The following is a 12,521-nucleotide window of genomic DNA, read 5'->3' as shown; positions in this document are numbered from 1 at the left end:
GTTTTGCATATTTTAATCTGCATTAGGTGGAAAATATAGTTAATCAATATTTTTCATCTTCACGCTAAAAATATCTCGTTTGTGCGTTTTAAAAAAAGGGCATATAAAGCACATGTCGCTTAAGCAATTTAAGCGCTAACTCGTACAGTAGGTACCTGTTAAAGCACCCATCGTATTAAGTGATTCGCGCAATGCCCACTTAGTACGATGGGTGTTTCTATTTATAATGCTTAGTAATGTTACTTAAGCATGCTTTTTATATTTTGACTTAACTAGGAAAAGTCGTGTTTAAAACCTTAATTGTGGTTGATAACAACGAGCAAACGCTTGCTCAATCGTTCGAAAATGTAATTACGTTTAATACCTACTTACGTGATTACCCAAAACATAACGAACCAAAAACACGCATTATTAATCTGTGCGACTCAAGCCAATACTTGAGCAAAGGTTATTATTGCTCGTTACTTGCAGAGGCGCGCAAGCACCAAGTTTTACCAAGTGTAAAAACCATTAATGCTCTTCGTAGTGGCCAAGCACCTATGTTAAATGTGGGCCAAATAGATGGCACACTTTACTTTGGCAATGCCCAAAATGATTTACAATCAAAAGCAGCAAAGTCGGTATTTAAACAATACCCAGCGCCAATTTTATTTGTTGACGAGCAAGGCTTATTACAGCAAGGGTCGTTGTCGTCTTTAAATGAGCAGCAGTACAGCGACTTTGTTGCCAAGCTTGAGAACTTTACTAAAACGCAGTGGCGTATTGGCTCAGTGCAACGTCGTTTTAGATGGGACATGGCAATACTTGTTGATCATAACGAAAAAGTACCGCCGAGCGATAAAGACGCTATTGCACGCTTTATTAAAGCCGCCGCTAAGCACGGCATTAATGCACAAGCATTAAGCTTTGACGAAATTGACAATATTGCTCAGTTTGATGCGTTATTTATTCGCCAAACTACAGCGATTGACCATCCAACATATCGCCTTGCGAGCAAGGCGCAAAGCCTTGGTTTAGTGGTTATTGACGATGCTGAGTCTATTTTACGTTGTTGTAATAAAGTGTATTTACACGATGCATTTAATTACCAAAAAGTGCCAAGTTTAAAAACGGTTGTAGTGGCTGATCAATCAAGTGAAACGCTTGAGCAATTAGAAGAAGTGTTTACATATCCGCTTGTTTTAAAAATGCCTGAAGGGTCGTTCTCAAAAGGTGTGTTTAAAGTGTCAAACCGTGATGAGCTTGCCGCTAAGCTTACAGAGCTGTTTGAGTTTAGCGCATTAGTGCTTGCACAAGAGTACATGTATACCGAATACGATTGGCGAGTGGGTGTGTTAAATGGCCGTGCAATTTATGCATGCCGCTATTTAATGGCGCGTAACCATTGGCAAATTTATAACCACGACGCTAAACGGTTTTTCTCTGGTGGCTTTGAAACCTTGCCAACCTTTGAGTTACCAAAAGCGGTATTAGATGCAGCATTAAAAGCATGTAAAACAGTGGGTAGGGGTTTATATGGCGTAGATGTTAAAGAGCATCAAGGCAAAGCATACGTGCTTGAAGTAAACGATAACCCAAGTATTGATCACAAAGTAGAAGACGGCTATTTAGGCGATGAGCTATACATGATCATTATGGATGAGTTTAAACAACGCTTAGAAGCACGAGGCCGTGGGTAATAACATGAGCAACCTTGTTATTCGAAAGGCGCTTGGCAGTGATTTAACTGCACTGATTGACGTTGAAAACGCTTGCTTTAATAACGACAAACTTAGCCCGCGCAGTTTAAAGCGCTGGCTTAGTGCAAAACACGGTATTTTACTCGTTGCAGAAAGTGGCGAGCAAATATGCGGCTATGGGCTAGTGTGGTGCCATAAAGGGACTCGCTTAGCGCGTTTATATTCGCTTGCTGTAAAACCCACAATGCAAGGTAAAGGGATTGCAAAAGCACTGCTTACTAGCCTTGAAAAAGAAACGTATGAGCGCGCTCGGCTGTACTTGCGCTTAGAAGTGGCTGTAAATAACGAAAGTGCGATTGGGCTTTATAAAAGTTTAGGTTACAGGGTATTTGGTCAATACAGCGATTATTACGACGATCACAGTGACGCATTACGAATGCAAAAAAACATTCGACAAACAAGTGAGTTAAAAGTGGCGCGTTTAACACCGTGGTATCAGCAAACAACTGAGTTTACGTGCGGACCTGCTGCATTATTAATGGCAATGGGCGCACTTGAGCCTACTACTGAGCTTACTCAATCACATGAGTTAGCACTTTGGCGTGAAGGTACCACTATTTTTATGACATCGGGTCATGGTGGTTGCCATCCGTTTGGTTTGGCACTTGCGGCTAATAAGCGTGGTTTTAAAAGCGAGGTAATGGTTAATACCACCGAGCCTTTATTTTTAGATGGCGTACGCAACGAAAATAAAAAAGTGGTACTTGCCACAGTGCATCAGCAATTTGTAGATAGTATTGCACAGGCAAATATACCCCTTACACATAAAGATGTAGAGCTTGAGCATATTGAGCAGTGGTTAAGTAAAGGCTTTAGCGTGCTGTTATTAATTAGCACATACAGTTTTGATGGTAAAAAATCGCCACATTGGGTGTGTGTTACGCACCTTGATGAGCACTGCGTGTATGTTCACGATCCGTTTTGTGAGCCCGGTAACGATAAACAGCTCGCAATAGATTGCCAGTATGTACCTATTGCACGAAGTGATTTTAGTAAAATGTCAGCGTTTGGTAGCCAACGTTTAAGAACGGCGGTGGCTATAGCTAATAAAATATAAGGTTAACAGTGACTTTTTTAGATTTAATTGATGTAGCCCCGTATTCGTGGGCAGCTATTGGTACTGCGGCTTTTTGCGGTGCCATTATTGGTATAGAGCGCCAGTTGCGCGGCAAACCTGTAGGCATTCGTACCTCTGCGTTAATAACCTTGGGTACGTATTTGTTTTTATCCACTGCGTTTAATTTACAAGGGGATGTAATAGATCACTCTCGTGTAGTTGGTCAGATAATTACAGGTATCGGCTTTTTAGGGGCTGGCGTTATGCTCGCAAAAGATGGTGCGGTAGTTGGCGTTACATCAGCCGCGACTATTTGGGTGCTTGCATCAATAGGCGTTATGATAGCGACCGAAAACCTTGGCGCTGCAATAAAACTCTCGGTGCTGGTGGTCGGTATTTTATACGGTGTTGACGTACTTGAGGCTAAATTTAAAAGCTTAAGCAAAGGCGTACACACTAAAGTAAAAAACTATCAAAAACGCTATTATCGAAAGGAATTTAACGACACAGAACGCCACTAAAAGTGGCGTTTTTATTATACCAACCTGCATAAATCTTTGATCAATTTATCGAATTAAATTTCACTATAACGTCGTTAAAAATTTTTGCCTAGTTCTAGCGTAATTTTCTTAACGTTAAATAGACCCCATATATAAGCAGATTGGTATTAGAGCGTAATTGTTTGATATTGGATGGCATCTTCAATAGGAGCTGGGCGCCCAATAAAATAGCCTTGTACGTTATCAACGCCTAGTTTTCTGAGTGTGTTTAATTCATCTTGATTTTCTATACCCTCAGCTACAATTGAGCAATTAATAGCTTTAACAAATCCGCATAGTGCTTTAGCTAATAAAAACTTTCTACGGTCTGTGTTTATATTTTGAGTGAGGCTTATGTCTAACTTAATGATATCTGCCTCTAATTCTAAAATATGCTGAAAAGATGAAAATCCAGCACCTACATCATCGATAGCTAGCTTTACACCCCGGTTTCTTAATGGTCGAAGTGCGGTTCTCATAGCTTGGTAGTCTAAAATAGGTGAATGTTCAGTCACTTCTAAAATTATTCTATTACAATCGATGCTTTGTAATACTTTGTCTATTGAGCCTGATAAAATATGCTGAGGTGAAGTATTTATAGTGATATAAGCTTTTTCATCAAATTGATCTAAGTAACGTAATGTATTTTGTATAGCAAGTATTTCTAATGCTTCTCCTAAACCCAGTTTTTCAGCATCTTTAAACCAAATATCAGGTGTTTTATAAGGTTCAATAAAAAAGCGTGACAGAGACTCATAACCCGAAAGTTGATTGGTTGATAAATTAAATATGGGCTGAAAATAAATTGTAATATCGTTTGTTTTTATAATATTTTCAATAAGCGACTTTGACTCATTATTTAAAATGTCAGATTGAACCTTTTTTTCGATTAACTCAGTAGCTATTTCAGAAATCAGCCTAAGAAATGACAAATCTCTGTCGTTCAAGGTATTGTCTAATACGGTTTTATAACAGCAAAAAGTTCCATAAATTTTTCCGGTGGATAAGATAATGGGTACACCAATATAAGAGCCAATATTTAGCTTTTCTGTGACTGGCATGTTGCGGGTTATTGGATGCTCAAGAGTATTAGGGATTATTTGTTCTAGCTCGTTATCGGATATTTTTTTACAGTAAGTTTCGCAAATTGGATCTGAATTACCTTCTGATACGCAGGTATTTGTAGTTTGGTTATCTACCACTTTAAAAACGCGATCAGTATTGGTGAATTCTGAAATAAACGCGACTTCCATACTCAAATGTTTTCGTACAAGTGAAAGTAACTTTAATAACTTTGATTCAATAGAAGCATCGCTTTGTGGATCAAAAAGGTGCTTACTAAGTTTATCTCTCATGCAGTTACCTTGGTATGGCGTAAATTATATTATTGATAAGAGTATAATTTATGTATAAAAAAATGCCAATTTAGAGTGCCGTCGCTGGTTAGCCAAATAACTTTCGTCTAACTACTTTTCTATAACCACTAGGCGTTTGACTTAATACTTTTTTAAACACGCGTGTTAAATGACCTTGGTCGTTATATCCCACTTCTAAAGCCACTTCTTGAATTGATAGATTTGATGACGCTAGTAACTCCTTTGCACCTTCTACGCGTAATTGTTGCCAATACTCAATAGGGCTTTGGTTCGTTGCCGCTCTAAAACGGCGGGTAAAAGTACGGTAGCTCAAGCTAAATTGGGCAGCGACTTCTTGCAGATTTAACTCGGTGGCTAAATTTGTTTTTAACCAAAACTGAATTTGCGCAATTAGCTCGTCGGGGTGACGGTCAACTGCACCCTCGAGATAGCGTTGATCTTCGTAGGGTTTACGTATTTCGTGCGAAAAGTTTCGCTCTACATGTTGAGCGGCGGCTTTTCCATAGTACTGACTAATAATATGTACGATCACATCTGCAAGGGCATTAAGGCTTGCTACGGTGTACATGCGTTCTGACTGGGTTATAAAAAAGTCGGGTTTTAAACGCACTAACGGGTAGTCGTGGCTAAATTGATTGGCATAGTGCCAGTGGGTGGTAGCAGGATGCCCATCAAGTAAGCCTGCCTCAGCTAGTAAGCAGTTGCCAGTGCCTACACCAATTACATGGCTGCCTGCGCTAAAGCTCTCGCTTAGCCAATCAACTACGTCTTGATTTGTACGCACTACAGGGCGCGGGTTTCGCCAAATACCAGGCACTATAATTAAATCGCTGTAGGGCGTATTAGTTGTTATGCAATCAGGAATTATCGCAAGGCCTGCGCGAGTAGCTATAAATTCAGCATTTTTAGCCACTAAATTTATAGCAAGCGGTCTAAAACTTTGCTTATCAATATGGCCTTTAGCAAAGGCCTCGCCGGCTCTGAGCATTTCAATAGGCAGCGTTAAACTGGTAACTAATAAATGCGGATATACCGCTATAGCAATGTTTAGTGGTGGATTAGTGTTTTTTTCAGTCATATAAATGCTCCGACCAGTACATTTTGGCCTTTTGTGCTGAATATTTGGCTATTAAAGCACAATGTATAGTGCATAATCCATTTAAACTGCTTCTTCTTCTAATAACACGTTTCTAAAAGGTAAATTATGACAGCATTACCCGTTATAGTAGGCATGGGTGGCATTAACGCCGCTGGCCGTACTTCTTTTCATCAAGGTTATCGCCGTATCGTGTTAGATAGTTTAAATGCTCAAGATCGCAGTGAAACATTCTTAGGCCTCGCCACACTGATGAATCTAGTAAGCGTTGTAAACGGCCAATTACAAGATACACAAGGTAATAATGTTGAGCAAAGCGACATAGAAGCACGCTTTGGTGAGCAAATTATTGCTGGTACTCTTATTCGTAAAATTGAAAAAGAACACTTTGATGCTGATGCCACACCGTGGCAGCAAAAAATGACGCTAAACGCATCAAGCGATAACGCAATTGTGTTTGAAACGCGCGCTCGCGACTTACCTACACCTGTTCCAGCTAGCTGGCAAGTTGAAGAACTTGAAGGCAAAAAAGTAAAAGTAACTATTGCAGCCGATATTGATGTAAAACACAACTCAACACGTGATAATCCAATTAAATCTGCAGGGCAATTCCCGACTGGGTTTGATCCGTCTGTTATGTATAACAGCCGCTATCAGCCTCGTGGTTTGCAAGCTACTATTTTTGCAGCTACCGATGCTATTAAATCAACAGGGCTTGATTGGCAGCATATTATGAATAGCGTAGAGCCAGATAAAATTGGTACCTATTCAGCATCGGTAATTGGCCAAATGGACGACAAAGGCCTAGGCGGTTTAGTAAAGGCGCGCCAACAAGGCGACCGTGTTAGTACTAAGCAGTTAGCACTGGGTTTAAATACAATGTCGACCGACTTTATTAACGCGTATGTTACGGGCAATGTAGGGACTACGTTTTCGACCTCGGGGGCCTGTGCTACGTTTTTATACAACTTACGTGCAGCGGTTAACGACATACAGGCAGGGCGTACACGCGTTGCGGTTGTCGCAAGTGTTGAGTGTGCTATTACACCAGAAGTGATTGAAGGCTTTGGTAACATGAGCGCACTTGCAAATGTCGAAGGTTTGCGCCGTTTAGATAACTTATCAAGTGATGAAGAACCAGATTATCGCAAAAGTAGCCGACCATTTGGCGACAACTGCGGCTTTACATTAGGTGAAGGCGCACAAGTTGCTATTTTAATGGACGATGCTTTAGCCCTTGAACTAGGCGCCGACATTATGGGCTGCGTACCGGATGTATTTGTAAATGCAGATGGCATAAAAAAATCAATTACGTCACCTGGCCCTGGTAACTATATTACCATGGCTAAATCGGCTGCTTTAGCAACGAGCCTTTTAGGCAAAAAAGCCTTGCAAGAACGTAGCTTTATTTTAGCGCATGGCTCAAGTACACCGTTAAACCGCGTAACAGAGTCGTTGATATATCACAAAGTGGCACAAACGTTCGCTATTGATAATTGGAAAGTGACAGCGCCAAAAGCCTATGTTGGTCATACTATAGCTCCTGCAAGTGGCGACCAATTAGCGATAGCTTTAGGTGTATTTAGCCATAATATTATGCCGGGTATTACCACAATTGATAAAGTGGCTGATGATGTTTACACCGATCATCTTGATATTCGTAATAGCCATTACGAATGCGCCGATATGGATATTGCTTTTATAAATTCAAAAGGCTTTGGCGGTAACAATGCAACAGCTACCGTACTTTCACCAAAAGTAACAATGCAAATGCTCGCTAAGCGCCATGGCGATGAAGTTATGAGTAGTTACGCGCAGAAAAACGTGGCAATTAAAGCCGCGCAACAAACGTATCAAGCTCAAGCTGATTTAGGCCAATATGAGCTTATTTACCGCTTTGGCGACGGACTTATTGACGACAACGATATTGTAATAGACGAGCAAAGTATTCAGTTACCTGGCTTTGAAAAAGCAATTACGTTTAGCACAACAAATTCCTATCAAGATATGTTTTAAGCACACATACTTGTTAGCAAGGCGCTTTTTAAGCGCCTTTTTTAATGCCTCAAATATATTTACTATTAAGTTTTTTCTAAGTAAAGCTCATTAAATGAACTAATCTTTTGTGTTTACACTTGCTTTTATGTTGATCGTTTGTTTCTATTATATAAACACTATCTAGGATGGATAAAACTGATGAAAAAACTCATATTAGCGCTTTCTTTAACTTGTACTTTTACTCAACTCTCTGTTTTTGCTGACGACTTTATTCCTGCAGAAGTAATTAATAAAAACTACGATCAGCTCACTAATACTTCTTCGCGCGCTTCGAGGTTAGAGGGGATTAATTTGAGCAGTTACGTGGTTGATAAAAGCGGGCAGGTTAGTGATATAGAAATTGTAGCTACGGTTGGGCAAAAAAAGTACCAAAGAGAAGTAATGGATTACGTGTCTAAGCTCAACTACAAAAGTGCAAAATTAAATGGTGAGACTATCACTGTAGCAAAAACCATTACTGTAAGTTCGCAAAATTTGCATATTAATTTTTCAAACGATAAAGCGTCTCGCGGCTTTTTTAATGATTATGAGCAAGCTAGTAAATTAATCGACGAAAAGAAATACGATGAAGCTAAAAGCCGTATCGATGAATTAGAAAATGAACATACTAAAAATACGGTTGAGATTGTTTTGCTTGCATGGCTTAAAAGCCAGCATAGTTATTTTGTCCAAGACTGGAAGAGCTTTGATCAGCATATCTACGAAGCGTTTTTATTTAGAGATAACCTACCGGATCAAATTCAAAAACGTGTGATTAAAAACGCTTTACAGTGGTTTATATCAAAACAAGATTATGTACGTGCTTATGATGCAATAGATGCACTAGGCAATATTGAATCCATAACCTTTACAGAGCAAAACAAGGAACAGTTGTTAACTCAAGTTAACGATATTTATAAAAACTCGGGAGATATTAAGCAACAATTTAGTTTAGCTTCAGAACAAGCTGTAATGCCTATGATGTCGAAGTCTGAAGTTAAATTAGAATCAGAATTACCACTGAGCAAAGTGCAACTTAGATGCGAAAACAAAGTCGTTGACTATGACACTAATACAATTGATAAAATTGTTATTTCGAAAAATGATTTGCGTTGTGGATTATTAATAAAAAGCGCTCAAGCACAAACAATTACACTTAAGCAAAGCGGTGAAAGCTTTTTATAAAAATTGTAACTCCCCACATATAAATTATGGGGAGTTATTGCATTAATAAGTTTTGGCTATTCAAATAATGCATTGGAATTTTGCTGCAATACTTATTAAAAAAACTGTTACTTAAACTTTTTTACATACCTAAGCGTTATAAAATTAATAATGGCAAGTAAAATGGCTATTTCGTAACGGCTGTACGCTACAGCTATACCAATTAAGCCCATATTCCAAATACTGGCTGCGGTTGCTGTGCCGGAGGTTGATTTGTTATTTTTCAAAATTGCGCCACCGCCAATAAAACCAATACCAGTAATGATGCCTTGCAACATTTTTGATTGAGCTTCTGCGCCATCTAAAACCGACATAGCAATTAATGCATACCCACACGATGCAACAGCAACAAGAGGAAAGGTACGAAGGCCTGCGCCATCATTACTACGCTCTCTGTCGTAAGCCATGGGTAGTGCAAGTAGGTATGCAATACCTAAGTGTATTAAGTTATCGATGATTTCATTCCACTGTAAATCAATTTCCATTATTGAGCCTGTGCTGGTTAACTTTGTTAATAATAAGCAAACAGCAAGCCATAGAATAAATGACTATTAATCAATTAGTTATTGTTAATACCTGTATTTAACAAGAATTATTGAGGAAACTTTTACATGTTTTTATTACTATTTTACGCAATAGTTAATTTGATCTGAGTTTTAAAGCCCCGTATTCTTTTATCCAGACTAAAAGACACCTATGTGAATCTCTTGCCTTTAAATAAAACATTAAGCACACCCACTAAGCTTGAAAAAAACAGCCTTACTATTTTGCGTTGGGTTATCTGTTATTGCTTTTTTATTTCCTGAATTACTCACAGAGCACTTACAACCCGCTATTAATAAAATTTTAGGTTATTTAGGCTCGCCATTTTTTATATTGGTAAACTTGTTACTTTTTTCTGTGATAGCTATTGCTATAAGCCCATTAGGGCAACGAAAAATAGGAGGAGCGCAAGCACTTGTTGAGTTTAGTACCTTTGGTTGGCTTTCTATGTTGTTTGCAGCAGGAATGGGCTCAGGACTTATATTTTGGGGAGTAGCAGAGCCTGCACTACACACGGTTAATTCGCCTTTAAAGCAAAGCTTGTATCCTAACAATCAAACAAGTGGTTTGGCACTTACCTTAGTTAATTGGGGCGCGCATGCATGGGCGCTCTATGCAGTATTTGGCTTGTTATTAGGTGGGCTTACTCGCAATAGTGGTAAAGCGGGCGATATTAGTGCTCCTGTGATCAGTGCAACTAAAGGCGTTATTAATCGGGCTTGGCAGTTACAGTTGAGCTTTAGCATTAAATTAATTGCCATACTTGCAATATTTTTTGGTGTCGTGGGCACAATTGCTAATTCAACTTTATTACTGCGTAAAGGGCTCGAGCTTGAGCTAGGGGTTGAATCGGCTTTATTTTCGGGGTTTATTATAATTTTTCTAATTGCGCTGCTTTATACCATTTCTGCAAAGTTGGGGCTTAAAAAAGGAATTCAAACTCTAAGTAAGTTTAATGTGTTTTTAGCATTTTCACTTATAGCATGGCTATTAATTTTTGTGCCTATAAAGCCAATTATAGACATAGCTGTAGGAGGAACATTGGATTACATTCAGCTCATAACCACAGGTACATGGCAGTTTGAAAGCGTACTTAATGACCCCGCATGGGCAACAGGTTGGACATACAATTACTATTTTTGGTGGTTAGCTTGGGGCCCGTTCGTTGGTGTGTTTTTGGCAAAAATTAGCCAAGGACGGCCGGTTTGGCAATATATTGTTGGAGTTGTATTTGTACCAACTTTTGTGACAATTATTTGGTTTAGTGTGTTTTCGGGCTCTGTAATTGCGTGGGATCAAACGCACAATGCAGGCATTTTAGTGGCTATTAAAGCCGATTATACGCAAGGGCTGTTTGTATTTTTTGAGCAATTAGGGTGGCAAGGCGGTTTATTAATTTGGTCAAGTTTATTACTGTTACTCATTTTTGTAGCCACATCAGCAGACTCTGCTGTTTTGGTTATTCGCCAATTAAGTGGTGCAAGTGAAGTTCAAACATGGAGCTTGTATGCTTGGTCGTTTGCACTAGGTTTATGCGCTTTTGTTTTGCTAGTACAAAATAATGAACCATTAAACAGAAGCGTTGCTATTATTGGAGCGCTTCCTTTTTTGGTTATTTTTATTTTACAGCTGGTGGGTTTTATTAAAGAGTTCATACGTGAATTTAAGCACTAAGGCTTACATTTTTTTACAATGCTATTTTTAAAATTGTATATAATTTAGGTAATTATATTGGTGGGGTTAATAATGCGTACTTTATTGATTATTCTATTTACAAATGTATTAATTGGTTGCGCTGCTGCGGGTATAATTTTAGATGGGGCAGCGCGCTCTCAACCTGGCCCAGTAAATGCGGGGCCTGTTGTAAAAGATAAAGAGGGCTTTAGCTTTACTAAACTCGGTGTTGAAGCCGATATGGCTATAGTTGAATTTATTAAAGGTAAGGGCAATAACAATACGGTACAAGTATGCAGGCAAGTGAGTAAAGTATTGAAAGAGTGTGTAGAGTTAGAAAAGTCATCCCTACACACTAATGAGCCTATGCAGTTAAAAACTGATGATGAAATAATAAGTGTTGGTCAATAAAACTGCTTATAAAAAAGTAACTATGATCATAGCCTGCTTGCATTTCAAGTGTAAGCGGATAGCCTTTTTTATCAGCAATAGCGACTAAGCTTTCTGGCTTAAGTTGCTCTTGTAAAAAGCCATCAGCATCACCTTGACTCACTAACATGGGTAAGTAATGAGCTTGCTCTGCGTTTTTCATCAACTCGCAGCTATCATATTGTGCCCAAAGCGCTTTATCATTTCCTAAATAACCAGTAAATGCTTTTACACCCCAAGGGGATTCAATCGGATTTACAATAGGGCTAAAAGCCGAGGCACTTACAAACGCAGTCGGGTTTTTAAGTGCAGCCATTAATGCACCGTGTCCGCCCATAGAGTGACCACTAATTGCTTTTGTGCTTGTTATTGGAAAATGTTGTTCAATAAGTGCTGGTAATTCACTAACAACATAATCGTACATATTAAAATGGGTGTTGTAAGGAGCTTGCGTGGCATTTACGTAAAAGCCTGCGCCTTGTGCAAAGTCGTAGCTGTCTTCATTAGGTACGTTCTCGCCACGTGGGCTAGTGTCTGGCGCTACAATAGCAATACCCAGCTCTGCTGCTTTTTTAAATGCACCGGCTTTTTGCATAAAATTTTCGTCTGTACAGGTTAAACCCGATAACCAATAAAGTACCGGTACTTTGTTTGTCTCACTTGCGCCAGGTGGTAAAAATACGGCAAAGCGCATAGTGCTATGTGTACTTTGCGAGCTGTGAGTATATTGTTTATGCCAACCGCCAGACACTTTTACACTTGAGATATTTTCTAACATACTTAATCCTTAAAAGCCGTAAACTTAAA

At 39.1% G+C, this 12,521-nt stretch carries 11 protein-coding genes; 7 read left to right on the top strand and 4 right to left on the bottom strand.

Translation table 11 applies throughout. The features are described from left to right. The first annotated feature begins 284 nt into the window (after nucleotides 1-284). The 3 genes from I6F48_RS07780 to I6F48_RS07770 are packed head-to-tail and all read left to right on the top strand — an operon-like array spanning nucleotide 285 to nucleotide 3,317. Nucleotides 285-1,679: a RimK family protein gene (locus tag I6F48_RS07780; protein WP_197119189.1), complete on the top strand. Its 1,395-nt coding sequence runs from the start codon at nucleotides 285-287 to the stop codon at nucleotides 1,677-1,679. Between the two features lie 4 nt (nucleotides 1,680-1,683). Next, nucleotides 1,684-2,796, top strand: a complete 1,113-nt coding sequence (locus I6F48_RS07775; protein ID WP_197119188.1) for a GNAT family N-acetyltransferase/peptidase C39 family protein — start codon at nucleotides 1,684-1,686, stop codon at nucleotides 2,794-2,796. 8 nt (nucleotides 2,797-2,804) lie between these two features. Continuing rightward, a complete protein-coding gene (locus I6F48_RS07770) occupies nucleotides 2,805-3,317 on the top strand; it encodes an MgtC/SapB family protein (RefSeq protein WP_007582656.1) in 513 nt (170 codons plus the stop codon). 146 nt (nucleotides 3,318-3,463) lie between these two features. On the opposite strand, the gene I6F48_RS07765 is transcribed toward I6F48_RS07770, so the two are convergent. Beyond that, on the bottom strand, nucleotides 3,464-4,690 hold the full coding sequence (locus tag I6F48_RS07765; protein ID WP_169043565.1) for a sensor domain-containing phosphodiesterase: 1,227 nt from the start codon (nucleotides 4,688-4,690) through the stop codon (nucleotides 3,464-3,466). Between the two features lie 88 nt (nucleotides 4,691-4,778). Beyond that, complete coding sequence (locus I6F48_RS07760; protein ID WP_197119187.1) at nucleotides 4,779-5,789, bottom strand: GlxA family transcriptional regulator; 1,011 nt, start codon at nucleotides 5,787-5,789, stop codon at nucleotides 4,779-4,781. Between the two features lie 126 nt (nucleotides 5,790-5,915). On the opposite strand from I6F48_RS07760, the gene I6F48_RS07755 reads away from it, so the two are divergent. Both I6F48_RS07755 and I6F48_RS07750 read left to right on the top strand, forming a co-directional pair. After that, nucleotides 5,916-7,823 (top strand): beta-ketoacyl synthase, encoded by a 1,908-nt coding sequence (locus I6F48_RS07755; RefSeq protein ID WP_197119186.1) that lies wholly within the window; start codon nucleotides 5,916-5,918, stop codon nucleotides 7,821-7,823. A gap of 180 nt (nucleotides 7,824-8,003) precedes the next feature. After that, a complete protein-coding gene (locus I6F48_RS07750; RefSeq protein ID WP_197119185.1) occupies nucleotides 8,004-9,029 on the top strand; it encodes an energy transducer TonB in 1,026 nt (341 codons plus the stop codon). Nucleotides 9,030-9,136: 107 nt separating this feature from the next. Here the strand turns inward: I6F48_RS07750 and I6F48_RS07745 are convergent, their stop codons facing one another. Next, a complete protein-coding gene (locus I6F48_RS07745; protein ID WP_024590122.1) occupies nucleotides 9,137-9,553 on the bottom strand; it encodes an MgtC/SapB family protein in 417 nt (138 codons plus the stop codon). Nucleotides 9,554-9,812: 259 nt separating this feature from the next. On the opposite strand from I6F48_RS07745, the gene I6F48_RS07740 reads away from it, so the two are divergent. Both I6F48_RS07740 and I6F48_RS07735 read left to right on the top strand, forming a co-directional pair. Further along, nucleotides 9,813-11,285: a BCCT family transporter gene (locus I6F48_RS07740; RefSeq protein WP_231615195.1), complete on the top strand. Its 1,473-nt coding sequence runs from the start codon at nucleotides 9,813-9,815 to the stop codon at nucleotides 11,283-11,285. Between the two features lie 72 nt (nucleotides 11,286-11,357). Then, nucleotides 11,358-11,696 (top strand): hypothetical protein, encoded by a 339-nt coding sequence (locus I6F48_RS07735; RefSeq protein ID WP_165727437.1) that lies wholly within the window; start codon nucleotides 11,358-11,360, stop codon nucleotides 11,694-11,696. Here the strand turns inward: I6F48_RS07735 and fghA are convergent. Next, nucleotides 11,650-12,492, bottom strand: coding sequence for an S-formylglutathione hydrolase (gene fghA / locus I6F48_RS07730; RefSeq protein WP_197119184.1), 843 nt, complete (start codon nucleotides 12,490-12,492; stop codon nucleotides 11,650-11,652). The two genes, I6F48_RS07735 and fghA, sit on opposite strands and share 47 nt — an antisense overlap. Between the last annotated feature and the right edge of the window lie 29 nt (nucleotides 12,493-12,521).

Origin of the sequence: Pseudoalteromonas sp. SWYJ118 (assembly GCF_015864505.1) — a bacterium.
GTDB classification, from domain to species: domain Bacteria; phylum Pseudomonadota; class Gammaproteobacteria; order Enterobacterales; family Alteromonadaceae; genus Pseudoalteromonas; species Pseudoalteromonas arctica.
The sequence above is the reverse complement of the archived record's forward strand: the minus strand, read 5'-3'. Positions and strand labels throughout refer to the sequence as shown.